The sequence below is a fragment of the Clostridium subterminale genome (genome assembly GCF_039521425.1).
In the GTDB taxonomy this organism is placed as follows: domain Bacteria; phylum Bacillota; class Clostridia; order Clostridiales; family Clostridiaceae; genus Clostridium_J; species Clostridium_J subterminale.
In genome coordinates, this window is record NZ_BAAACI010000005.1 from 128,267 (window position 1) to 153,180 (window position 24,914).

The following is a 24,914-nucleotide window of genomic DNA, read 5'->3' on the forward strand; positions in this document are numbered from 1 at the left end:
GAAGTAATTATGAGTTTTTATTGATATATATTTTTAAAGCTTTAATTATAAGTATAAGTACATAAATGCATAAACCCCAAAATAATAAAATTATTGGTAAAATAATTAACATAGGAACAAACGCTAATAAAGTATCCATAAAAGTCTCCTTATAATAAATTTAATTTACTTTTTATTTACAAAATCCCTTCAAACCCGCATGGTCGCAACAACTAGTTAAATAGTTATATAGTTATATAGGGATATATAAAAGTAGTAATATAGTTCCATATATAACTATTTCATGATTTTTATATAGTTTCATTTAAAATGATTAACTAGATGATGTAGAAATAGATTTTTTAGGAATAAATACTACAAGCAATGTAGATATAATTAATACAATTGTACAAGCAAGTCCGCCCTCAGCTCCAAAGGCACCACCAGAAAGTAAAGATTCACTAAAGTTATTAACTTTAAATATAGAAGGGCCTATGTTCATTCCACTAACAAGAATTCCATATATATTACCTTGAGCAAAGTTCCACATGGAGTGAATTGCACATGCTCCAATAATATTATCTGTACGATAAGCATAAACAGAAAAGAATATACCAACTAAAATAATATTAATCAGTGGTAGTATAGAAAATCCTGCATTGAAAAGATGAAGAAGTCCAAATAGACAAGAATTTAAAATAATACCGAGAATAATTCCATTTTTAGCAGCAATGGAAGTTAATAAAAAGCCTCTACATAAAAATTCTTCACTGGCACCTTGTATCATAAATCCAATAAAGTAAAGAATAATTATAGGAAGAGAAGAAAGGGTGACACTAACAAAGGATAATTGACCAGAGAGCATTAAAATTAATACAATGGAACTAAACATAATAAGTCCTATTATTAACCCAATACCATATTCTTTAAAGGCACTTTTTTTTATTAATCCCATAGAACGAAGATTTCTTTTTTCACTAAATTTGCAGTATAGAATACAAATTATAATTAAAAATCCAGTGCTAAATAAATTTATAAGATTTAATGCTGGGTTATCCATTATTCTTAACTGCAATTATAATCCCTATTATAGCCATAGGTAAGATAAGTATAATCTGACTTACCAGAATAAGGATTATAGATATAAGTAAGTTAAGAAACGGATTATGTTTGTGTTCAGCTTTTTTAGCTTCCTCAATCATAACAGAAGATGTGTTAAAAAATTTCATAAAAAATCCCCCAATTTAAATTATAAAATATATACAGGAATGTATATGTAATACTATATTATATTTTACACTATTTATATTAATGCACAATGTACATGATGTAAAAGAAGTAATATATTACATAAGTTTCTATTTGTGAATTCATATATGAAAAAATAATTGATTAATGTATAATAATTAGTAATAAATATTTTATAATAACAGTAAAGAAACTATTTAAAATAAAAGGAGAGAAGATATATGAGCATATTATTTATTCAGTATCCAAAGTGTACTACATGTATTAAAGCAAAGAAGTTTCTTGTTGAGAATAATATAGATTTTGAGGATAGACATATAGTGGAGAATAATCCAACTAAGGAAGAGTTAGCTTTATGGCTTGAGCAAAGTGGACTTGAAATTAAAAAATTCTTTAATACCTCAGGAAAGCTTTACAAGGAAATGAATTTAAAGGATAGGATTAAAGATATGTCAAAAGAGGAAGCCATAGAACTTCTTGCTACAAATGGAATGTTAGTAAAAAGACCTATACTTATAGATGGAGATAAAGTATTAGTAGGGTTTAAAGAAGATAATTATAGGGAATTTATTAAGTTCTAATTCAACAAAACTGTCTCAAAATTAAGTTTTTGAGACAGTTTTTATTATAGATGAAATACTAGCCTTAGGATATAATTTAATATATGAATTAATTTTAAGAGTTAAGTGTTTTAACTTTTAATGGAAAGGAAGAAGTATGAAAAAGTTAGAAATAAACCTTCCAGATAATAATTATGAAATTCTTATTAAATCAAAAATTATAAATAATATAGGTGAAGAAGTTTCAAAGATATATAAAGGAAATAAAATAGCTATAATTACTGATGAAAATGTAGATAGATTTTATGGAGATATAACTATTAGGTCTTTAGAGGATAATAACTTTAATGTTTTAAAAGTAGTTTTGAAACCCGGAGAAGGTAGTAAATCAGTAGAATCCCTAGTAGGACTTTATAATGAGCTTTTAGATTTTAGATTAAATAGAGGAAACTTAATTATAGCTTTAGGTGGAGGCGTAATTGGGGATTTAGCTGGTTTTTGTGCAGCTACTCTTTTAAGGGGAATTCCTTTTGTTCAAATTCCAACATCACTACTTGCTCAAATAGATTCTTCTATAGGGGGAAAGGTAGCTGTTGATTTACCTAGGGGAAAAAATTTAATAGGCAGTTTTTATCATCCTAAGGCAGTTTACATAGATCCTCAGGTGCTTAAAACTTTAGAGAAGAGATATGTAAATGATGGATTAGGAGAAGCTATAAAATATGGGTTAATAAAGGATAAAGAGCTCTTTGAAAAGTTTGAAAGTATAGAAAGCTATGAAGCTTTATTTGAAAATATGGAGGATATCATATATAGATGCTGTAGTATAAAAAAACATGTAGTAGAGCAGGATGAAAAGGACAATGGAGAGAGGATGATTTTAAATTTTGGCCATACCATAGGTCATGCTATAGAAAAGCTTCAAAATTATAAGGGAGTTTCTCATGGAGAAGCTGTAGCTATAGGAATGTATTACATAGCTCTTAGATGTGAAGAGTTAAATATATGTAAGAATGGAGTAGCTAATAGAATAAAAACGCTACTAGACAAATTTAATTTGCCCTACAATTTGCAAGGGGAAAGTAGAGAAGATATTATTGATGCTATTTCAGTAGATAAAAAGACAATAGGAAATTTTATAAACTTGATTCTTATTAAAGATATAGGTCAAGCTTTTATTAATAGTGTCAATGATGAGGAATTAGAAAAATTCATTTAGGAGGGAAAAGGTGGATAAAATTATAATAAAACCTAAATTACTAAAAGGAAATATAGTTGTTCCTCCTTCTAAGAGTTTAGGTCATAGAGGGATAATTGCAGCTACTTTAAGCAGGGGTATATCTAGAGTGGATAATATACAATTTTCTAAGGATATTGAAGCTACAATGGATATAATGAAGGAGTTAGGAGCAGTTCTTAATACAGAGTATCATAGTTTGCACATTGATGGAAGTAATATATTTTCCTATGATAAGAGCCTTGATTTAAAGTGCAATGAATCTGGGTCTACCCTAAGGTTCCTTATTCCACTAGCTTTAACTAAAAAAGGAGACTATGTATTTCATGGAGAAGGGAAGTTAATTTCAAGACCACTAGATCCATATTATGATATTTTTAGGGAAAAGGGCATAGAATACTCAACGAAAGGGGAAGGATTGCCTTTGAAGGTAAGTGGAAAACTAACTAGTGGTACATATAGAGTCAGGGGAGATATTAGTTCACAATTTATAACAGGATTACTATTTTCACTCCCTCTTATAAAAGGCAATTCTAAAATTGAGATAACTACAAAATTAGAATCTAAAGGATATATAGATCTTACTTTGGAAGTATTAAAGGATTTTGGCATAGAAATAGAAAATAATAATTATAAAGAATTTAATATTAGGGGAGCTCAAAGATATCATAGTAGAGACTATTACATAGAGGGAGATTATTCTCAAGGGGCCTTCTTTCTAGTAGCAGGAGCATTGGGTTCTCCCATAATATGTTCTGAATTAAATAAAAACTCTCTTCAAGGGGATAAGGTCATATTAGATATTTTAGAGGCAATGGGATGTAGTATAGATGAAAGTGAAGAAGGTATAAAAGTAAATCCGTCTAGGACTAAAGGGATAGAAATAGATGCTTCTAATTGTCCAGATTTAGTTCCAATTCTTACGGTGCTTGCTAGTCTTTCAGAGGGGGAAACTAGAATAATAAATGCTAAAAGGCTTAGAATTAAAGAGTGTGATAGATTACATGCTATAACTACAGAGTTAAGTAAACTAGGAGCAAATATAATAGAGTTAGAAGACTCTTTAATAATATCAGGAGTTAGTGAATTAAAGGGTGGAGAAGTTAATTCTCACAATGATCATAGAATAGTAATGGCTTTGGCAATAGCAGCTACAAGGGCTACAGAAGAGGTAATTATAAATAATCCTAGTGCTGTAGAGAAATCTTATCCTAATTTCTTTAAGGATTATTTAAAATTAGGGGGTGAATGTGATGAGTTCCATTATAGGAAATAAAATAAAGGTATCAATTTTTGGGGAATCCCATGGTGAGGCCATAGGAGTTGTAATTGATGGATTGCCCGTAGGTCATAGAATAGACTTTGACTTTGTTTATGAAGAAATGCGAAGAAGAGCCCCAGGCCAAGATTCCCTATCTACACAGAGGGTGGAGGAGGATATACCTAAAGTGTTAAGTGGAATTTTTCAAGAAAGAACTACGGGAGCACCACTGTCAGCCATAATTGAAAATAATAATATTAAGTCAAGGGATTATTCGGAGCTCAAGGTGAAGCTGAGACCTAGCCACTGTGATTATCCAGCCATGATTAAATATGGAGGATATAATGACTATAGAGGTGGTGGACATTTTTCTGGGAGACTAACAGCTCTTCTAGTTTTTGCAGGAGCAATATGTAAGGATATATTAAAGGAACATAGTGTATATATAGGTGCGCATATAAAGTCCATTGGAAAGATAAAGGATGATGGTTTTGATAAAATAAATATAACAAAAGAATTATTAGAAGAATTGAGGAAAGATAGATTTCCTACTTTGAATAAAATTATTTCCAAAGAAATGAAAGAAGAAATTTTAACAGTTAAAGCCATAGGAGATTCTATTGGAGGGGTCATAGAGGGAGCTGTTATTAACTTACCAGTGGGACTTGGAAATCCAATGTTTCACTCTGTAGAAAGTGTATTATCCCATATGCTATTTTCTATTCCAGCAGTTAAGGGAGTAGAATTTGGAGAAGGATTCAACATTGCAGCCTTAAGGGGTAGTGAGGCAAATGATGAATACTATATAGACGGTAATGATGTAAGGACTTATTCAAATAATAATGGAGGTGTTCTAGGGGGAATAACAACTGGAATGCCAGTTACATTTTCAGTAGCATTTAAACCAACACCATCTATAGCTTTACCACAGAAAACTGTAAATATGGAGACAAAAGCTGATGATGTTTTAGAAATTAAGGGAAGGCACGATCCTTGTATAGTACAAAGAGCAGTACCAGTAGTGGAGTGTGTCACTGCCATTGCTATCTTAGATATGATGCTTTAGGCATCTTCAAAAAATAAATAAGTCAGAATGCTTGTCTATTTTGTGTTATACTGCGTCAACAGAACCCTTAGATAGTGCTACTATCTGCAGAACCTGTTTCCTTGTCTAACTCAAAATATACTTTCCATCTTTGACTTATTATTTATTTTCAGATGCCTTAGTAGAATAATATATAGGTATTCTAGAAGGGAGAAGAGTTTTGAATAATATCATATTAATAGGTCTATCAGGATGTGGGAAAACATGTTTAGGTAGCATAATTAGTAAAGAAGAAGAAATAAGGTTTATTGACTTAGATGAATATATAGAAGAAAAAAATAATATGACCATAAAGGAAATGTTTAATATTAGCGAAGAATTCTTTAGAGATAGGGAAATGGAAGCTGTTAAAGAGGCTTCTAAATTAGAAAATACTCTTATTGCCACTGGTGGTGGAGTTATAAAGAGAAAAGAGAACATGGATACTTTAGGGGAAAGTGGATGTATAATATTTATAGACAGAAAACCAGAAAATATAATAGAAACCTTGGATACTTCAAATAGACCTCTTTTAAAAGGCAGAAAAGAAAAGTTATATGACTTACATAAAGAAAGGTATGAGCTTTATAAAAAATATGCTTATATTACTATAGATAATAATGATAATAAGGAGAAGGCTATTAATACTTTAAAGAATGTAATCAAAACTAAGCTCAATAAGGATTAGTATTATTAGATATATTCGTTAAATCTTATATATTTATAAAGTCATATATATGTCCTTTTTAATACTATATTAATATAGGGAATTGAGGTGAGGTAATGGATACTAAGAAAATAATGTCTATCATAAAACGGCAAGAAGGGTTAAAGTTAGATTTTAAACAAAAGCTTTCTTTAGATTTTGAAAGTGGAAAAAAGGAACTTGCTAAAGACATTTGTGCAATTGCTAATTCAAAGGGTGGAAGAGGATATATTGTTGTAGGTGTTGAGGACAAAACAAAAGAGTTAATAGGCTTAGATGAAAGTGAAGTTTTCACAGAAGAACAAGTACAGCAAATAATATCTTCTAGATGTGAACCACCAATTCCAATATCTGTAGATGAGTATAATATAAGAGAAAAAAGGATTTGTATAATAACAATATATGATGGAGAGCAAAAGCCATACCAACTTAAGGAGAATGGAGCATTTTATATTAGAAGAGGCTCTACCACTGATACTATGAGGAAACAGGAGCTAGTAGAAGCCTTTGAGGAGAATTTAGATTTTTATATTGAAACTTCCCAAGTCGTGAGAAGTGACATAAGTCTTATAAACATGGAAATAGTAAAAAAATATTTTCAGAATAAAGGCATAGTTATAAATAGTTCTAATGAGAAATTTCTTATGAGAAGTGCGGGAATAGCATATACAGATAAGGATATTGGAGAAGATAAGTGTACATTAGGAGGACTTTTAGTATTCTCTGATAATAATAGCCTTTGTATACCTCAAAATATGATTAGAATAACTAATAATTTAGGGAAGGTAAAAGAACGAGTAAATATTGTACAAGGTAATCTCTTATCTATGATAGAGAAAAGTGAAGATATACTAAGAAAGATATTACCCAAGAATTATCCTATAGGAGCTATAGTGGAGGCAATAAATAATGCAGTACTTTACAGAGAATATTCTTCCATAGATAGAGTAATAGAAGTAGTAATATCTAGAAACAGTATAATTATTAATAGCCCAGGACAAATGATTCAGAATAATTCCACAGGAAAAAGAATTAACTATAATAGAAGAAACATGTGGCTTTATGAGAAACTAGTAACACTAGATGAAAACAAAAGATTTTTAAATAATGAAGGTGGGTTTGGAAGAATAAAAAGTCCTTTCAAGAAAAATGTGACTTTTATAAACTCTAGGGCAGAAGATTGTTTTAAGGTAATATTACCAGGAACAAAACTCTATGAAGGCAAAAAATAATTATGTTAAGTTTATTTAATATTAAGTTTATTAATTTTATAAATAAAAGATTAGCCGATAAAGTAAGAATTAGAATTTATCGGCTAATCTTTTTATTATTAATTTTATCTTCTTCTACAAACCTCATTGTAAAGTAAAACTAAAGTTTTAATATGAACTTCTTCATCCTTTATTATTCTTTCAAGTGTTTCCCTGACTTTTTCATCTTTAATTAATTTTATTGTTTCTTTGTATTGTCTAATGGTTGCTTTTTCACCATCTACATCTTCACGAAGCATGGAGGCTAAATTTGAGCCATATTCAATAAATTTAGGTGACCAATGTCTTTTATTAATTTCAAATCTAGGATTTCCACCAAGAGCAATGATAAGCTTCCCCAAGATTTCTAGGTGTTCCATTTCTACACTAGCTATGTGCTTTAAGCAATGGGATACATCTTCAAATTTATCAGACATAGCTAGGCTATGATACATATATTGATTTACGGAGGTTAATTCTGAAATAGCACCGGCATAGTTAATTTGTATTAAGCTAGCATAAGATTTATTTTTATCCTGGCAACTTATTTTTGGATAAGGTAAATCTGCTTTATATATATTCTTAGCTTCCATAGCATGTCTCCTTAAAAATTTTTACTATATATATTATGAGGGAGTTCATACTTTTGTGAGAATTGTTTGTCATTGAAATTTAACTGAATTGACAAAAAAAATTAAACATGTAATAATTAAAAAAACATGTTAAAACAGTTCCGAAAAGGAGTTATGTATGGATTTGATAAAGTTATTAGAGGAAAATCCTATAATAGCAGCAGTTAAGAATGAGAGAGAGCTAGATATAGCACTAGATTCAGATGTTCAGGTAATATTTGTTCTATTTGGTGATATACTTAATATTAAAGATACAAGTGAAAAGATTAATTCTAAAAATAAGATAGGTATAGTTCATATTGATTTAGTAGATGGTATTACGAATAGAGAAGTTGGAATAAAATACTTAAGAAAAGAAACTCAGTTTAAAGGTGTAATAAGTACAAAACCTCAGGTAATTAAATATGCCAAGGCTTATGATTTATTAGCAATACAAAGAGTATTTATATTTGATACTCTTTCACTGAATAATGCAATAAAGCATCTTGGAGAAGCTTGCGATGCTATAGAGGTATTGCCAGGGGTTATACCAAAGGTTATAGAAAAACTTGCAGAAAAGTCTAATAAACCTATCGTTGCTGGAGGACTTATTGAAAGTAAAGAAGAGATAATAACAGCTTTAAAATCAGGGGCAACCTGTGTATCTACTACAAAGGAAGAAATTTGGGCTATGTAGGCGAAGAGTGATGAGAGAGGCTACATAAGACTAGAATGCTAGTTTTATGTGCCTTTTTATTTTATTATTGATGATAATAATTTTATATGATGACTATCAGCTCTAATACTCCCATCTTCTTCAAAGTGGGAGTAAAGGGCTGCTACGTCCCTGGATAACGATTTCTAAGCTTCAGTGGGAGTAAAAACTCCCTCTGAAGCAAAGAATTCTGTTTATACATAAATATTTAAGTAATTTATGGATGGAGGATTAAAATGGCAGATTATATAATTGCATTAGACCAAGGGACTACAAGTTCTAGGGCTATAATTTTTGATAAGGAACAAAACATATTAGGAGTGAGCCAGAAGGAATTTATACAAATATATCCTAAGGAAGGATGGGTAGAACATGATCCTATGGAGATATGGAGTAGTCAGTACTCTATGCTTCAAGAGGTTATGGCAAAATGTAATATATCACAAAAGGATGTAGCAGCCATTGGAATAACTAATCAGAGGGAAACTACTATTGTATGGGATAAAAATACAGGGATGCCTATATATAATGCAATTGTATGGCAATGTAGAAGAACAGCTCATATATGCGATGAGTTAGTAAATGAAGGCTTTAGTGAATATATAAAAGAAAATACAGGATTATTGATTGATGCATATTTTTCGGGAACTAAGATTAAGTGGATTTTAGATAATGTGGATGGAGCTAGAGAAAGGGCTGAAAGAGGAGAGCTTTTATTTGGAACTGTAGATACTTGGCTAGTATGGAAACTTACTAATGGAAGAGTTCACGTAACAGATTATACTAATGCTTCAAGGACTATGCTGTATAATATTAAGGAATTAAAGTGGGATGAAAAAATACTAGACATATTGCAAATTCCTAAATCAATGTTACCTGAAGTTAAAAATTCCTCAGAGGTATATGGTCACACTAACCTAGGTGGAAATGGAGGAATTAGAGTTCCTATAGCTGGAATAGCAGGAGATCAACAGGCTGCTTTATTTGGGCAAGCTTGTTTTGAAAAAGGAAGTGCTAAGAATACTTATGGTACAGGATGCTTCTTATTAATGAATACAGGAGATGAGATAATTAGAAGTAAAAATGGATTAATAACCACCATTGCAATAGGTATAGATGGAAAGGTTCAATACGCTCTTGAAGGTTCTGTATTTGTTGGAGGTGCAGTTATTCAATGGCTTCGTGATGAATTAAGAATGATAACTGATGCTGTTGATACTGAGTATTTTGCTAATAAGGTAGAGGATAATGGTGGAGTATATGTAGTTCCTGCCTTTGTAGGACTTGGAGCACCGTACTGGGACATGTATGCAAGGGGAGCTATCTTTGGATTAACCCGTGGAGCTAATAGAAATCATATTATAAGAGCAGCTTTAGAATCGATAGCATATCAATCAAAGGCTGTTATTGATGCTATGTCTGAGGATGCTGGATATAGAATTGAAAAGCTAAAGGTAGATGGAGGAGCAAGTAGAAATGGATTCTTAATGCAATTTCAATCAGATATTATATGTCAAGAGGTTACTAGACCGATAATATCTGAAACTACAGCCTTAGGGGCTGCATATTTAGCTGGTCTTGCAGTAGGTTTTTGGAAGAGTAAAGAAGAAATTGCAGAGAAGTGGTTTGCTAGTAAGACTTACATGCCAAACTGTGATAAAGAGACTTCGGAGAAACTTTATGCTGGATGGGAAAAGGCTGTTGCCAGGACTAGACAATGGGAAGAAGATTAGTTAAATTTATTTTATGGAGGTAGGCTATGGAATTTAAAGTAAAGAAATTTAATGAATTAACTACAGAAGAATTGTATAAGATTTTAAGAGTAAGGAATGAAGTATTCGTAGTAGAGCAAACTTGTATTTATCAAGATTGTGATAATAAAGACTATAATTCATATCACTTGTATGTAGAAGAAGAAAATGAAGTAGTTGGGTATTTGAGGATAGTTAATAAGGGAATCTCTTATGATGAGATATCTATTGGAAGAGTATTAGTTAAGGAGACCCATAGAAATAAAGGACTAAGTAGAAGAATGATGTTAGAAGGAATTAAGTTTATAGAAGAAAATCTTAATTCTACTGAAATTAGATTATCTGGCCAGGTTTATATAAAGAGGTTCTATGAAAGTCTTGGATTTAAACAAGTATCAGAGGAATACTTAGAAGATAACATTCCTCACGTAGAAATGCTATATAAAAAGTAAATTAGACCTTTAAGTTTAATAACTTAGAGGTAGTTTCATGGACACTTTTTTAAAAAAGTGATATAGTATTAGTATAAATGAAATATTAGTGCTGATTAGAGATTTAGAGACAAGCACAAAATAAGGAGTTATATCCTTGTTTTGGCTTGTCTTTTTTGCGATTTAAGGAGGAAATTTTAATGTATGATATAGCTATAATAGGTGCTGGAGTAATTGGAGCTTCGATATTTAGAGAACTTATGAAATATGATTTAAAAGTGGTGATAATAGATAAGGAAAATGATGTTTCAATGGGGACGACTAAGGCAAATTCAGCCATTGTCCATGCAGGTTACGATCCTAAGGTAGGAACTTTAATGGCAAAGTATAACGTTAAGGGTAATGAGATGTTTGAAGAAATTTGTAATGAGTTATCAGTACCTTTTAAAAGAAATGGATCTTTAGTAATTGGCTTTGATGAAGAAGATATGGAAACCATAAAAGAGTTATATGACAATGGAAATAAAATTGGTGTTAAAGGGCTAAAAATTTTAAATAAAGAAGAAGTCATTGAAAAAGAGGCTAATTTAAGTGATAAGGTTATGGGTGCACTATATGCACCGACAGGAGGAATTGTTGGTCCATTTGAATACACAATAGCTCTTGTGGAAAATGGAGTAGAAAATGGGGGAGAAGTTAAATTAAATAGACAAGTAATGGGTATAGAAAAGAAAGAACATTTTATTATAAATACAGCTGAAGGGGAAGTTATAGAAAGCAAATATGTAATTAATGCAGCAGGAGTTTATGCTGATAAAGTGCACAACTTAGTATGTAAAGAAATCTTTAAGATAAATCCTATTAAGGGAGAATACTTTGTTATGGACAAAAGCCAAGGCAGTGTAGTTAGCCATACCATATTCCAATGCCCTTCTAAATTTGGTAAAGGCATATTGGTTACTCCTACAGTTCATGGAAATCTGTTATTTGGGCCAGATGCGGAAAGTGTAGATGATAAAGATAATGTGGCAACTACAGTTGAAAATTTAGAGTTTATTAAAAATACTGCTATGAGAACCACAGATAAAATTAATTATAGAGAAAGTATAAGAAATTTTGCGGGACTTAGAGCAAATCCTGATTGTGGAGATTTTATTGTAGGAGAAGCTGAAGATGTAAAGGGCTTTATAGATGCCGCAGGAATGAAGTCACCAGGGCTATCTTCAGCACCAGCAGTGGCTTTAGATGTAGTGGAGATTCTCAAAAACTCTGGACTTAAGGCTGAGTTAAAGAAAAGCTTTAAAAATACTAGAGAGCAAATTAATTTCATGGAATTATCTATTGAAGAAAAAGCAGAACTTATTAAAAAGGACAGTAGATATGGAAAGATAATTTGTAGATGTGAGGACATAACAGAAGGGGAAATTATAGATAGTATAAAGAGATCCTTCGGACAAGTAAGCCTGGATGGAGTAAAGAGAAGATGTAGACCAGGTATGGGAAGATGTCAAGGTGGATTCTGTGGTCCTAGAGTTCAAGAAATAATTGCAAGAGAACTAGGTGTTCCAATGGAAGATATAGTTCAAGAAAGTGATGGCTCATATATTTTAATCGGAAGAACTAAATAGGAGGAAACATTTATGTATGATTTAATAGTAATAGGTGGAGGTCCAGCGGGACTTGCAGCAGCTTGTGAAGCTTATAATAATGGAGTAGAGAAAATACTAATAATAGAAAGAGATAGAGAACTTGGAGGAATACTAAATCAATGTATTCATAATGGATTTGGACTTCATACCTTTAAAGAAGAGCTTACAGGTCCTGAGTATGCTCAAAGATTTATTGATATGATAAATGACACCAGAGTTGAGGTTAAACTTAATACTATGGTATTAGAAATAAAAGAAAATAAAGAAATTCATATGATAAATGAGGAAGATGGATATTTAGTTCTAAATGGAAAAGCTATTATTCTTGCTATGGGATGCAGGGAAAGAACTAGAGGAGCTATAAATATGCCAGGGGATAGACCTTCAGGGGTGTTTACTGCAGGAGCAGCTCAAAGATATATCAATATGGAAGGATATATGCCAGGAAAGGAAGTTGTGATTTTAGGTTCTGGTGATATAGGTCTTATTATGGCAAGAAGAATGACTTTAGAAGGTGCAAAAGTTAAGGCTGTAGTAGAGCTTATGCCTTATTCTAATGGGCTTAATAGAAATATAGTTCAGTGCCTAAATGACTATGATATACCACTTTACTTATCTCATACTGTAACTAAGGTTGTAGGAAGAAAGAGGCTAGAAAAGGTGGTAATCGCTAAGGTAGATGAAAATAAAAAGCCAATAAAGGGCTCTGAAATAGAGTTTGATTGTGATACCTTATTATTATCTGTAGGGCTAATACCTGAAAATGAATTATCTTCTAAGGCTGGCATCGATAAGGATAGAAGAACCAATGGACTTATAGTGAATGAAAGCATGGAAACTTCTGTAGAAGGAATCTTTGCCTGTGGAAATGTAGTCCATGTTCATGACTTAGTAGACTTTGTTAGTGCAGAATCTAAACATGCTGGAATTTGTGCGGCTAAATATATTAAAGGTAAAGAGGTTAAAGGAAACTATGTAAATATAATAAATGGTGATAGAGTTAATTATACAGTTCCTCAAAGATTAAATGTAGAGGCTGTAGAAGATAAGCTAACCATATTTATGAGAGTAAATAATATATATCATAATAAGAGTCTTGTGGTTAGATGTGGAGATGATAAAATCGCCAGCTTTAAAAGAAATCACTTAGCACCATCAGAGATGGAAAAGATTTTGCTTAACAAAACTCAATTAGAAAAGATTACAGGAGATATAACAATTTCTCTAGAGGATGGTGAATAATATGATAAAAAAATTAATTTGTATAAGTTGTCCTATGGGATGTCATCTAAAAATAAATACTGAAACAAAAGAGGTTACAGGAAATACTTGCAAAAGAGGTGAAATTTATGGGATAAATGAAGTAACTAATCCTGTAAGAGTTATAACAACTACAGTAAAAGTTAAAGATGGTGAACTCTCAGTTATACCAGTAAAAACAAAGGCACCTATTCCAAAGGAGTTAAATTTCAAAGCTATGGAAGTATTAAATTCTATAGAATTACAAGCCCCAATTTCTATTGGAGATATTATAGTAAAGGATATTTTAGGGACTGGAGTAGACGTGGTAGCTACTAGAAACTTAAAGAAGAATGTATAAGGCATCTGAAAATAAATAATAAGTCAAGGATGGTAAGTATATTTTGAGTTAGACAAGGAAACGGGTTTCGCAGATAGTAGCACTATCTAAGGGTCCTAATAGAAAAGTGAATATATTTTTTAAATAATGGAGAATTAGAATAATAATTTGTAGAGTGGAATAATATATTTACAATGAAGCATTTTTAAGGTAGGAGTTTATGGCGCAGAGAAGAGTTATTGAAAGTTATGGAAGAGACCTAGGTTTTACTATAGAGCAGTTATGTAAACTGGTAGGTTCCTATAAAATCTTAGTTGATACAGCAAGCAGTGTAAACTGCATTACCATTGCTAATAAAAGGGATATTAAAGATGCCCTTAAAAGAGCACAAGAAGTTGGTTGCTTAATAGATGAACTTATTGATGTTTTAGATTGTAGTATATGTACCTGGGGCAGCTATATGAAATTAAAAACTCAGTATATAAACTCTAGATTAGATTTATGCACTATAGAAACTGAAATAGAAGAAGAAATTAGATTGCAACCAGGACCTTAATTAAATAAAATATGTTATAAAATAATTGAGAAGATGTTAATATATATATTAACATCTTTTAATTTTATCCGATGACTACCAGCTCTAATACTCCCACTTCTTTTAAAGTGGAGTAAAGAGCTGATACGTCCATGGATAACGATTTCACCTAAAGGACAACGAATTCTAAGTATCAAAAATACTGATACTTAGAATTATGCTAGTAAAGCTTAAAAGAAGCTAAGAATTCTGTTTATAACGAAAGTGAGGGAACTTTATGTGGTATGATTACTTTGATTCTATTATAGGAACTATATATGTGGTTATGGATGAAAAGGGTATAGTGAAGATAGAACTTTTTCAAGATGGATGGAGAGAATACTATGAATTGAATAAGGCAAATTTAGAACATAATAGGGATAGGTGCTTAACTGCTATAACTCAGTTAAAAGAATATTTTAATGGACAAAGAGAAGTATTTAATTTGCCATTGTCAGTAAGTACTACAGAATTTAGAAGTAAAGTTTGGGAGGAACTTATAAATATACCCTATGGAGAAACTAGAAGTTATAGCGATATTGCTATAGCAATTGGTAATCCTAAAGGTGTAAGAGCGATAGGTGGAGCTAATAGAGCTAATGAGTTTCCTATAATAGTTCCATGTCATAGGGTTATTGGTAAGAATGGCAAATTGGTAGGATATGCAGGGAATCATACAGATATTAAAAGTAGACTTTTAGAATTTGAAAATAAAAATAAAGATAATTTTATTAAAAAAACTCATTAATTTACCAGTCATAAATAATTGTATATTTACACAAAATAGGCTAAAGGATACCTTTAACCTATTTTTTATTTTGAATAAGATCATAAGATCAATTTTTGTGTAAGTTATTTGCTAGGAGGATATATATGAAAAAGTTATTTTTATTTGGAGCTATAATTTTAACGATATTACTTACTTTAGTTAATAATATGACAGTATTTGCAGATGATATAGAAGGAAATAATGATACAAATTACAATATTACAATGAAACAAGATATTCTCACTTTAATGATGGCATATCCAGAGTACATAACTGGAGTTGAAAAAAGTGAAGAAGGAGGGGTATTTATCATAACTGTTTCAGGAAAGAAAATACTATATGATGATAAGCAATCTAAGGACTTTAATGGAAAAATGGATAATGCCGACATTCAAGATATACTAGAAGATACTTATCCTCTTAGTATGCCTGATAAGCTTTTAGATATAAATAGAGATCCAGGTAGATTTAGAAATTATAATTTGCTAAATGAAGTTTATGGAGGTAGTGAAAGGGAAGTATCATCAAACCTTATAGGTGTTCCATCACCGTATAAAAACTACCAATTTAATAAAAACAATGGAGCAGCAGAAAGTTTAAAGAAGGCTATGGAAGAGTTAAAACAATTATCTTTAGGAAATGCAGCTGTATCATCCCTCCTAAATCCGGTTAATGGAACTTTTAATTATAGAGTTATATCAGGTACAGGAAAGCTAAGTCCTCATGCTTATGGTATAGCCATTGATATTAATAGTAATCCAAGTGACTATTGGAAGTGGGCATCTAGAGAGGCTGGAGAAAAGAGGATGTTATCCTATCCTAAGGAATTGATAGATGTTTTTGAAAAAAATAACTTTGTATGGGGAGGAAAATGGGGGCATTTTGATATTCTTCATTTTGAATATAGACCAGAGATACTAATAAAGGCAAGATATTTTGGAGAAACTTTTAAGGAAGAGATGGATTGGTTTGGTGAAGTGCCAAGAGATGAAAAAGTAGATAAATATATTAGCATTATTGAAGGAACTTTAAATTAATATTTAACTAAAGATCTAAAATGAGGAGGACCTTTATGAACATTATAAGATCCATAAAAAAGATACTTACATGGAAGTTGATATTTGGAATATTACTAGCTATTATTATTGCAAATATTCTTTTATCTAGAGCTAATGCTGAAGAGGTAGATGAAGAAGTAAAGCTAGAAATTGGGAAGTTTATTGAAGAGACCATTTCTAAACGTAACAGAGCTATTGTAACTGGAGAAGAGGAAAGCATTAAGTCTGTTTATGATATGGGAACTAAGTACGGTAGATGGGCTTATGAAAATGAAGAGAAAAAAATGATTTATCTTCACAACTGGGAGCAAAAGCAGGGGGTAAAAATTACTGAAATACTTCCTAAGGTAGTTGTAAATCGTATAAGTGAAAAGGATAATGGATTCAAAGTTAACTTTACATGTTCTACAGAATATAGGTATGTTTATGAAGATAGACCAGAAGAGGTTAATGCTGCTAGGATAGGGACTTATCATGTGCTTACTTTAATCAATAAAGGTGACGATTTCTTGATAAACAAGGAGTGGTATACAGATCCTTTTGCAGACTCTTTAAACTTAGAGAAATTAAAGGTAGATGATGTAAAGGAATTTATCTTAGCCCAAGAGCGGAAAGACTTTTCAACTTTAGATGAAAGGAGAAAAGCATCTGTAGAATACGCTAATAAATATTGTGGGGCAGCTACAGAAGAGGAGTTTGGGTATAAATACAATAAAGAGTACAGAAACTTTAATCCAGAAGGTGGAGATTGTGCAAATTTTGCTTCGCAGATACTGCATGAAGGTGGTAAGTTTAAAGTAAACTCAGCGTGGAATTATTGTAAAGGAGAAGCTTCTGCATCCTGGGTAAATGCAGATAAATTTAAGGCGTATTGGGTACATAGCGGTAGGGCGTCAGTAATAGCCTACGGAACTTATGATAAGGTATATAAAGCCTCTTATCAACTTATGCCAGGAGATTTTGTTGCTTATGAAAGAAAAGGAGATATTAAACATATATCCACTGTAACCAATGCGGATTCTAGAGGCTATGCATTAGTTACTTGTCATAATACTGATAGAAATGATGTACCCTGGGATTTGGGATGGAGTGATAAAAATATTAAGTTTTGGCTTATAAGAGTTCATTATTAAAAAATATTTAATTAACCTTATTAGGATACATAGCATACCTTAAAATATAAACATTTATATTAGAGGGCAATATGTATCCTATTAAATTTGAAAATTTATATTATGAAAAGATTTGGGGAGGAAGAAAACTAGAAGAATATAGAATAAATCTTCCTAAAGGAAACATAGGAGAAAGCTGGGAGATTGCCTGTCATAAAAATGGAATGAGTATTGTTAGCAATGGAAAATATAAAGGAAAAGCACTTATTGAAATAATTAAGGAATACAAAAACTTAATTGTAGGAGATAAGATATATACAGATAAATTTATAGATAAAGATTTTCCATTACTTATAAAGATTATAGATTCTAGTGATAATCTATCTGTTCAGGTTCATCCCAATGATAAGTATGCTCATAGATTAGAAAATGATAATGGTAAGGTTGAGGCCTGGTATATTATAGATTGTGAAGAAGGAGCAGAAATAATTGTCGGTACAAAAGGATGCACAAAGGAAGAATTTAAGAGAAGTTGTGAGGATGGAACTGTGGAAGATTGCATGAATAAAATATCAGTTAAACCTGGAGAATTATTTTTAATAGAAACTGGATTACTTCATTCCATAGGAAAGGGCATATTGTTGGCAGAAATACAACAAAATAGTGATATTACCTATAGGGTCTATGATTATAATAGAGGAAGAAAACTTCATGTTGATAAGGCATTGGATGCAATTAATTTTAATGGCGAACCTAAGATTATATGTATAAAAAATAATCTAGTCATAGAAAACTATACTAATTTAGAAAAATTCAATATAGATATATATAATATAAAAGGTAGCTATAATGAAAGTAGTGATAAAAATAAGTTTTTTATATTTACCTGTGTAGAAGGTAAAGGAAAAATTAGTTTTATAGATGAAGGGGTTAGACAATGTATTGATATATCCACCTTGGAAAGTTTTCTAATACCGGCATACTTAGGTGATTATATTTTAATAGGCAATATGAAGTTGATAAAGAGCTATATATTTTAAAGTAAAAATAGCCCTAGACTTAAATAGAGCAATCTATATAAGTTCAGGGCTAAAATTTTGCAATAAATAGTAAACAATTACATAAGTGGTTATTAATAAATGGACAAGTCAATATTAATATAATAATATACGAGTAACAATGAATTTATCTAAGGGGGATTTTAATATTGGAACATGTTATTACTACAATGATAATACCTACAATTATTTCAATGCTAGAATTAATGGGAACCACAGTAATCCTAGTAGCTGGGATAAAGGCTTTTTATAGATATATTCTAAGCTTATTTAAACCAGTTAACTATTCTATAAAGGTAGATTTTGCACAAGCACTGGCTCTTGCACTGGAGTTTAAACTAGCGGCTGAGATTTTAAAAACTGTAATAGTAAGGAACTTTGATGAGATGTATATACTTGCTGCAATAATATTACTCAGAGCTATATTAACCTTTGTTATTCATTGGGAAATAAAAAGTGATGGACATTAGGGATTTTTGAGTTATATTGTAATTGACTTAAGTTTAGACTTATTTTGAGACTAGATTAATATCAAATAAAGAGGACTATATAATACTACTAAATTTAGCTTATTTAGTAGTATCACATAGTCCTTTTGTATTTTATTAATTCAATGCTATTCATTATATTTTAATCTACCTAGTAAACTTATAGGAAGAGCAGTTTCTATATTATCATCACAGTATCTTGAAAGAGTAACAGGCCTTGGCTCTATAACTATAGGGGTGGCAAGTTGATCCTGTTGAGCATAAATTCCCCTAATAGCATCAAACACTCCAACCATATCAAGAATACCATAACCCCAAAATTGATTAGGATAGGCCTCATTAGGCCTTTTTCTAGTTCCTCTAATTAAAAAAGTTTTTATGCTTTCAGAGGACAATACAGGAATATTTCCATCGGTTACAGCCCATTGGTAAAATAGGGTTATAGCACCAGTTAATACTGCTGTGGCTGCACTGGAACCTGAGATAGTTGTGATGGTATTGTTTAAGCCAGTGGTCAATACATTTACTCCACCACAGGTTAAGTCAGGTTTTATTCTATAATTTGCTGTGAATCCAACTCCAGAACTTGAACCTATAGTATTGGTATTTTGGTTATAAAATGCAGTAGTAATAGCTAGATTACTAGTAGAAGGTATGGTAAGAGTTGTAAAATTATCAGGATTTAGTAGCGCTGTACCAGGCTTAGATAAAGGCCTTTGATCAAGCCAAACGTTAAAAGAACCATTTACTATATAATCACCAAACAGATTTATAGTCCATATACCAGCAGCAATATTAGAAAATGACAAAAATATTAGCTGATTGCCAGATATGATTTCAGGGAAATAGTAAACTAGTCTAGCAGTAGTGTTTTCATATAAAAAATTAAGGGTTGTAGTTAGACCAATTTTCACAGGAACTCTAGAAATTACTTGCCCACTAGGAGACGTTAGCCCCAAAGATAGTTTATCCGGATAGGAGCACCATATAGATATATTTAAATCTTCTTGATTTGGGCCCGCTGAGAACTCAACAGATGAAGTTTCACCAGTATTACTTATATAACCAGAGGCGTGAGTTTCAGAGTTACCCTGGTTACCAGTACCTACGGCAAAGGAAACATTATTAGAAAAAGAGTAGTAGTCAATGAGCTCTTCGAGAGCACTACTACCATTATGAGCACCTTGATTACTACTAATAGGTAAAAATATTGCCATGGGTTTTTGATATATATAACGTTGTTGTAAGAGATAAAGCATAGCTGTAGCTATATCAGGGCTACGATAAACTGGAATGCCAGGTAGTGACGGATCTATTGCATCTGTTAACTCCCTTGTAGGCAGTAGTTTAACTACTATAAAATCACAGTTAGGTGCTGCTCCCTTAATTTCACCATAACCTCTAGCTCCAATTATACCTGCACACTGAGTTCCATGTCCATTAGTATCTATCCTTGGGACTATGGAATAGGGATCACCACCTTCCCTATTTAATTTAATAGCTGCATTTATTTGTTCTTGTGAATATACGCTACCATAATTAATTCCAGGTGGAGCGGTTCCAGTATTATCAGTTTGATCCCAAATGGATAATATTCTAGAGGTTCCGTCTTCTCTAGTAAACTCTACATTTAAGTAATCGATACCCGTATCTATGGTACCGACAATTACACCAGTTCCAGTTAAGTATATAGGGTTGCCTTCGGTGAATTGAAGTATGTTAGAAGTTTCTAAGGGTGATAGTTGTGTAAGTATATAGTTATTGAAAGGTTCAATTACATTAATATTAGGTATAGTTACAAGTAAATTTTCATATCCAGGCTCTACAAATATAGCTGCCAGATATGGAGTTAGTACTACAACGTTGATTTGAGGAATGGAGGCGGTAGCGCTAATTATATCTCCACTATAGTAAACTGTATATCTGCTGTATTGTGATGGAATATCTACTTGTGGAGTTGTTTCCCTTAAGTCCTTAAGATTCATAAATTACACATCCTCCTTATATATCATCTATTCTTCTATATAATTGTTTAGGAACTTTTATTGAAAAATTAAATGGAAGGTGATTTTCTCCTGGGGTAATGAATTCATTAGAACTTGTAATCAGGGAAGAGGATCTAAGATTTTCAAAAGAACCTTGAAGATTTAATATTCCATAGCCCCATTGAGGATTCGGATATATATCACCAGATCTTTTGCTAGTACCTCTAGTGAAATAAGAAATAACAGTAGGCCCATATATATTAGGGTCATTTCCAAGGACAATTCCCCACTCTAGCAGAAGAAGAGTAGCACCACACAACACGGCACCAGCTACTGAACCTCCTGTAAGTAAAATGGTTTCATTGTTAAGTCCAGTAGTTAAGGCCATAACACCACCAGTAGTTAAGTTAGGCTTAATTCTATTGTCAGCAGTAAATCCTCTACCAGATTCTACAGCTACGGTGTTATTATTTTGGTCGTAGAAGGAGGTTGTTATAGCTTTTTTAGCATTGGCAGGGGCTTGCAATGTAGTATAAGGGCTAGGATTTATTACTCTAGTGGTTAACTGAATAAGGGGCCTTTGAGGTAGCCACATGTTGTAGACCCCATTAACTATATAGTCTCCCTTAAGCCTTATTTGCCAAAGCCCATCTTTAGGATTGGTTATAGTTATATATACAGATTCATTTCCACTAGCAAATTCAGCACTTGTAAAGGCGATATTAATTACACTGCTTTCAAGAATTAGGTTAACTTGTTCAAACTCTGTGCCTACTAGTTCAGGTTGTACTGGTTCGGCGATTTCTCCACTAGGAGAAATTATAGCTATAGATACTTTATCGGGCCTTTGAATCCAGAGCATAAGAACTAAGTTATCTTCATTTAAGCCTACAATAAACTCGATAATCTGTAGAGAGTTACTTTTTAAAAACCTACCAGTGGCGTGTGTTAAACTAGCACCTTGATTTCCAGTATTAGTTACGAACACGAGGCCCTTTCTAGTGGAAAAAAAGTCGATATCCTGTTCTATGGAAGTTAAGCCTTCATGGCCCCCCCAATTTGTTCCAGCAGATAATAAAATACTCATAGGTTCTAATAAGTTCACATCATTATAATTTATTACAAATCTTGAGGCAAGATAAATATCGATACCTTCAAAAATTGGAGTACTTCTTCTATTATTGATTCCTATTAACTTAAGATTGCTAGTTTTAGCTTCTTTAAGCTTTACAATTAGAAATTCACAGTCAGGAGCACCACCTATTACATTATTTAATCCTCTTGCCCCAACTAAACCAGCCATATTCGTACCATGACCTAACTCATCTCTTGAAGGAACTATATCATAAGGATTTCCACCTTGAATAGATGCCTGAATAGCTCTATTGATATCTTCACGGCTGTAAATTGTACCAAAAAAGGCTATAGGATCATTATTAGTTACATTACTTTCAATGGTTTGATCCCATATTGCCACAATTCTTGTAGTACCATCAGGATTTTGAAATTGAGGATTTAAATAATCTATTCCAGTATCTATAATTGCAGCTACTGTACCTTTTCCTGTAAGATTTAAAAAGGTTTCTCCGTGAAATTGTGTTATATTAGCAGCATCTACTGGTTGTACAGCCGATAAGGTATAAGGAAAACTTGTATCTATGGTAAATTTATTCTTAAAGCTACGGATAAAGTCATCAAAATTAGTAGTTCTTACAGACACAATATAGTCTATATCAGATACTCTAAAAGCACAGGCATATTCTACGGCTTCGAGCTCACTAATGAGGTCCCTATCATATTGAACAAATAGACTGATATAATCTTCACTAAGATAGGCATCTTTACATGGGTTAGCCTGCCTAGATATATTTATGTTATCCATTAATAAACTTACATCTCCCAAAAATTGTTTATCTATTTATAGTATTCTATAGTATTAAAAGTAGTTACATTATTTATTATATTTTAATCTGCCTAATAAGCTTACAGGAAGTACAGTATCTATGTTATCATCACATTTTCTCAAAAGTATAGCAGGTTTTGGGTTAATAGTAATAGGTGGTGCTATTTGATCCTGCTGATAGTAAATTCCTCTAATGGCATCGAATACTCCAAGCATGTCAAGAGTACCATAACCCCAATACGGGCTAGGATACGCTTCATTTGGCCTCTTCCTAGTTCCTCTAATTAAAAGTGTTTTTATAGTTTCGGAAGACATATTGGGTAGATTATTATCTATTATACCCCATTGGTATAATAGAGCTATAGCACCAGTTAATACTGCGGTGGCGGCACTGGAACCTGATATAGTAGTTGTAGTATTATTTAGAGAAGTCGTTAATACATTTACACCTCCACAAGTTATTTCAGGTTTAATTTCATTGGTTGATGTAAAACCAACTCCAGATTCTGAGCCTATGGTATCAGTATTTTGGTTATAGAATGCAGTAGTAATAGCAGTGGCACTAGTAGAAGGAATGGCAAGGGTTACAAAGTTATCTGGATTTAATAAAGCAGTACCTGGTCTAGATAGTGGGCGTTGATCAATCCAGACATTGAATAAGCCATTTACAATATAATCACCAAATAAAGTTACAGTCCATATACCGGGAGCAATATTAGAAAAGGATAAGAATATTAATTCGTTGCCAGATATAACTTCAGGAAAAAAGTATGTTACCTCAGTGGTAGTATTTTCATATAAAAAGTTAATCGCTACGCGTTGACGTATTTTAACGGGTATTCTAGAAACTACTTGACCACTAGGAGAAGTTATTCCCAAGGATATTTTATCAGGATACCTACACCATATAGATACATTTAAATTACCTTGATTTGGACCTACTGAAAGTTCTACAGATACAGTTTCTCCAGTATTATTTATATAACCTGAACTATGGGTTTCAGAATTACCTTGATTACCAGTACCTAAAGCAAAGGTTACCGTTGCAGCAAAAGAGTAATAGTCTATAAGCTCCTCAATAGCGGAAGTACCATCATGACCGCCTAGATTACTACTCATTGGTAAAAATATTACTATAGGCCTTTGATATTTAGCTTTTTCTTGTATAAGGTAAAGCATAGCTGTAGCTATATCAGTATTATGGTAAATTGGTATACTAGTTGATGAGATCTCCGATATTTCGGAGAATTCTCTTGTAGGTCTTACCTTTACTACTATAAAATCACAGTTAGGAGCAGCACCTCTCACATTGTTGTAACCTCTAGCACCTATTATACCTGCACACTGGGTTCCATGTCCGTTGGTATCTCTTTCAGGAACAATAGAGTATGGATCACCACCATCTTTACTTAATTTAATAGCTGAATTTATTTGCTCATTTGAATATACGCTACCGTAACGAATATTTTCTGGTGGAACTCCACTACTATCAGTTTGATCCCAAATAGACAAGATTCTAGTAGTTTCATCTTCTCTAGTAAATTCTACATTTAAATAGTCTATACCAGTATCTATAGTACCTATGATTACTCCAGTACCAGTTAAATCTATGGGCTTACCCTCAGTAAATTGTATTATATTAGAAGTTTCTAGAGGGGATAGTTGTGTAAGAATATATTCATTTGGAGGTTCTATTATGCTAACATTAGAAATAGAAGCAATTAAATTTTCATAACCAGTTTCTACAAATATAACAGCCATATAAGGGGTTAATATTATAACGCTGGCTTGAGGTATTTCAGCAATAGAGCTAACTATACTACCACTATAATAAACTATATAACTGGTATATTGTGGAGAGGTAGGAATCTGATTAGTTATTTCTCTTAAATTATTTAAATTCATA

General features: G+C 32.0%; 24 protein-coding genes. 18 read left to right on the plus strand and 6 right to left on the minus strand.

Going from position 1 to position 24,914, the window contains the following annotated elements:
• Nucleotides 1-313: 313 nt before the first annotated feature.
• Nucleotides 314-1,039: a CPBP family intramembrane glutamic endopeptidase gene (locus ABDZ93_RS08150; protein WP_343825369.1), complete on the minus strand. Its 726-nt coding sequence runs from the start codon at nt 1,037-1,039 to the stop codon at nt 314-316.
• Nucleotides 1,032-1,208: a hypothetical protein gene (locus tag ABDZ93_RS08155; protein WP_343825371.1), complete on the minus strand. Its 177-nt coding sequence runs from the start codon at nt 1,206-1,208 to the stop codon at nt 1,032-1,034. Before ABDZ93_RS08155 ends, ABDZ93_RS08150 begins: the two co-directional genes overlap by 8 nt.
• Nucleotides 1,209-1,448: 240 nt before the next feature.
• Here ABDZ93_RS08155 and ABDZ93_RS08160 point away from each other — a divergent pair, with 240 nt between their 5' ends.
• From ABDZ93_RS08160 to ABDZ93_RS08185, 6 genes are all read left to right on the plus strand, one after another.
• Nucleotides 1,449-1,808, plus strand: a complete 360-nt coding sequence (locus ABDZ93_RS08160; RefSeq protein ID WP_343825373.1) for an arsenate reductase family protein — start codon at nt 1,449-1,451, stop codon at nt 1,806-1,808.
• Between the two features lie 136 nt (nt 1,809-1,944).
• A complete protein-coding gene (gene aroB, locus ABDZ93_RS08165) occupies nt 1,945-3,006 on the plus strand; it encodes a 3-dehydroquinate synthase (RefSeq protein WP_343825375.1) in 1,062 nt (353 codons plus the stop codon).
• 10 nt (nt 3,007-3,016) lie between these two features.
• Nucleotides 3,017-4,300 carry a 3-phosphoshikimate 1-carboxyvinyltransferase gene (aroA, locus tag ABDZ93_RS08170; RefSeq protein ID WP_343825377.1) on the plus strand — a complete coding sequence of 428 codons (1,284 nt, stop codon included), beginning with the start codon at nt 3,017-3,019 and terminating at the stop codon, nt 4,298-4,300.
• Nucleotides 4,278-5,351, plus strand: a complete 1,074-nt coding sequence (gene aroC, locus ABDZ93_RS08175) for a chorismate synthase (RefSeq protein WP_343825379.1) — start codon at nt 4,278-4,280, stop codon at nt 5,349-5,351. The genes aroA and aroC overlap by 23 nt, the downstream gene beginning before the upstream one ends.
• Nucleotides 5,352-5,550: 199 nt before the next feature.
• Nucleotides 5,551-6,057, plus strand: coding sequence for a shikimate kinase (locus ABDZ93_RS08180; RefSeq protein ID WP_343825381.1), 507 nt, complete (start codon nt 5,551-5,553; stop codon nt 6,055-6,057).
• Between the two features lie 95 nt (nt 6,058-6,152).
• Nucleotides 6,153-7,307: an AlbA family DNA-binding domain-containing protein gene (locus ABDZ93_RS08185; RefSeq protein WP_343825383.1), complete on the plus strand. Its 1,155-nt coding sequence runs from the start codon at nt 6,153-6,155 to the stop codon at nt 7,305-7,307.
• 104 nt (nt 7,308-7,411) lie between these two features.
• Here ABDZ93_RS08185 and ABDZ93_RS08190 read toward each other — a convergent pair whose 3' ends face one another.
• Nucleotides 7,412-7,918 carry a ferritin-like domain-containing protein gene (locus tag ABDZ93_RS08190; RefSeq protein WP_343825385.1) on the minus strand — a complete coding sequence of 169 codons (507 nt, stop codon included), beginning with the start codon at nt 7,916-7,918 and terminating at the stop codon, nt 7,412-7,414.
• A gap of 157 nt (nt 7,919-8,075) precedes the next feature.
• Between ABDZ93_RS08190 and ABDZ93_RS08195 the strand changes: the two genes are divergently transcribed.
• The 12 genes from ABDZ93_RS08195 (at nt 8,076) to ABDZ93_RS08250 (ending at nt 19,102) form a co-directional block, all read left to right on the plus strand.
• On the plus strand, nt 8,076-8,633 hold the full coding sequence (locus ABDZ93_RS08195) for a glycerol-3-phosphate responsive antiterminator (protein ID WP_343825387.1): 558 nt from the start codon (nt 8,076-8,078) through the stop codon (nt 8,631-8,633).
• A gap of 254 nt (nt 8,634-8,887) precedes the next feature.
• Nucleotides 8,888-10,384, plus strand: coding sequence for a glycerol kinase GlpK (gene glpK / locus ABDZ93_RS08200; RefSeq protein WP_343825389.1), 1,497 nt, complete (start codon nt 8,888-8,890; stop codon nt 10,382-10,384).
• A gap of 26 nt (nt 10,385-10,410) precedes the next feature.
• On the plus strand, nt 10,411-10,854 hold the full coding sequence (locus tag ABDZ93_RS08205) for a GNAT family N-acetyltransferase (protein ID WP_343825391.1): 444 nt from the start codon (nt 10,411-10,413) through the stop codon (nt 10,852-10,854).
• Nucleotides 10,855-11,033: 179 nt separating this feature from the next.
• Nucleotides 11,034-12,461, plus strand: a complete 1,428-nt coding sequence (locus ABDZ93_RS08210; RefSeq protein ID WP_343825392.1) for an NAD(P)/FAD-dependent oxidoreductase — start codon at nt 11,034-11,036, stop codon at nt 12,459-12,461.
• Between the two features lie 12 nt (nt 12,462-12,473).
• A complete protein-coding gene (locus tag ABDZ93_RS08215; protein ID WP_343825395.1) occupies nt 12,474-13,724 on the plus strand; it encodes an NAD(P)/FAD-dependent oxidoreductase in 1,251 nt (416 codons plus the stop codon).
• A 1-nt stretch (nt 13,725) separates the two neighbouring features.
• The gene (locus ABDZ93_RS08220; protein ID WP_343825396.1) at nt 13,726-14,082 is read left to right on the plus strand and encodes a DUF1667 domain-containing protein; all 357 of its coding nucleotides are present in this window, start codon (nt 13,726-13,728) and stop codon (nt 14,080-14,082) included.
• A 199-nt stretch (nt 14,083-14,281) separates the two neighbouring features.
• Complete coding sequence (locus ABDZ93_RS08225) at nt 14,282-14,617, plus strand: hypothetical protein (RefSeq protein ID WP_343825398.1); 336 nt, start codon at nt 14,282-14,284, stop codon at nt 14,615-14,617.
• A gap of 256 nt (nt 14,618-14,873) precedes the next feature.
• Nucleotides 14,874-15,383, plus strand: a complete 510-nt coding sequence (locus ABDZ93_RS08230; protein WP_343825399.1) for a methylated-DNA--[protein]-cysteine S-methyltransferase — start codon at nt 14,874-14,876, stop codon at nt 15,381-15,383.
• 125 nt (nt 15,384-15,508) lie between these two features.
• Nucleotides 15,509-16,441, plus strand: a complete 933-nt coding sequence (locus ABDZ93_RS08235) for a M15 family metallopeptidase (RefSeq protein ID WP_343825401.1) — start codon at nt 15,509-15,511, stop codon at nt 16,439-16,441.
• Nucleotides 16,442-16,476: 35 nt separating this feature from the next.
• Nucleotides 16,477-17,595 (plus strand): amidase domain-containing protein, encoded by a 1,119-nt coding sequence (locus tag ABDZ93_RS08240; protein ID WP_343825403.1) that lies wholly within the window; start codon nt 16,477-16,479, stop codon nt 17,593-17,595.
• Between the two features lie 71 nt (nt 17,596-17,666).
• Complete coding sequence (locus ABDZ93_RS08245; RefSeq protein WP_343825405.1) at nt 17,667-18,614, plus strand: type I phosphomannose isomerase catalytic subunit; 948 nt, start codon at nt 17,667-17,669, stop codon at nt 18,612-18,614.
• Between the two features lie 164 nt (nt 18,615-18,778).
• A complete protein-coding gene (locus ABDZ93_RS08250) occupies nt 18,779-19,102 on the plus strand; it encodes a DUF1622 domain-containing protein (protein ID WP_425544766.1) in 324 nt (107 codons plus the stop codon).
• Between the two features lie 146 nt (nt 19,103-19,248).
• On the opposite strand, the gene ABDZ93_RS08255 is transcribed toward ABDZ93_RS08250, so the two are convergent.
• The 3 genes from ABDZ93_RS08255 to ABDZ93_RS08265 form a co-directional block, all read right to left on the minus strand.
• The gene (locus ABDZ93_RS08255; protein WP_343825409.1) at nt 19,249-21,105 is read right to left on the minus strand and encodes a S8 family peptidase; all 1,857 of its coding nucleotides are present in this window, start codon (nt 21,103-21,105) and stop codon (nt 19,249-19,251) included.
• A gap of 16 nt (nt 21,106-21,121) precedes the next feature.
• On the minus strand, nt 21,122-22,987 hold the full coding sequence (locus ABDZ93_RS08260; RefSeq protein ID WP_343825411.1) for a S8 family peptidase: 1,866 nt from the start codon (nt 22,985-22,987) through the stop codon (nt 21,122-21,124).
• A gap of 69 nt (nt 22,988-23,056) precedes the next feature.
• On the minus strand, nt 23,057-24,913 hold the full coding sequence (locus ABDZ93_RS08265) for a S8 family peptidase (RefSeq protein ID WP_343825413.1): 1,857 nt from the start codon (nt 24,911-24,913) through the stop codon (nt 23,057-23,059).
• Nucleotide 24,914 lies beyond the last annotated feature (1 nt).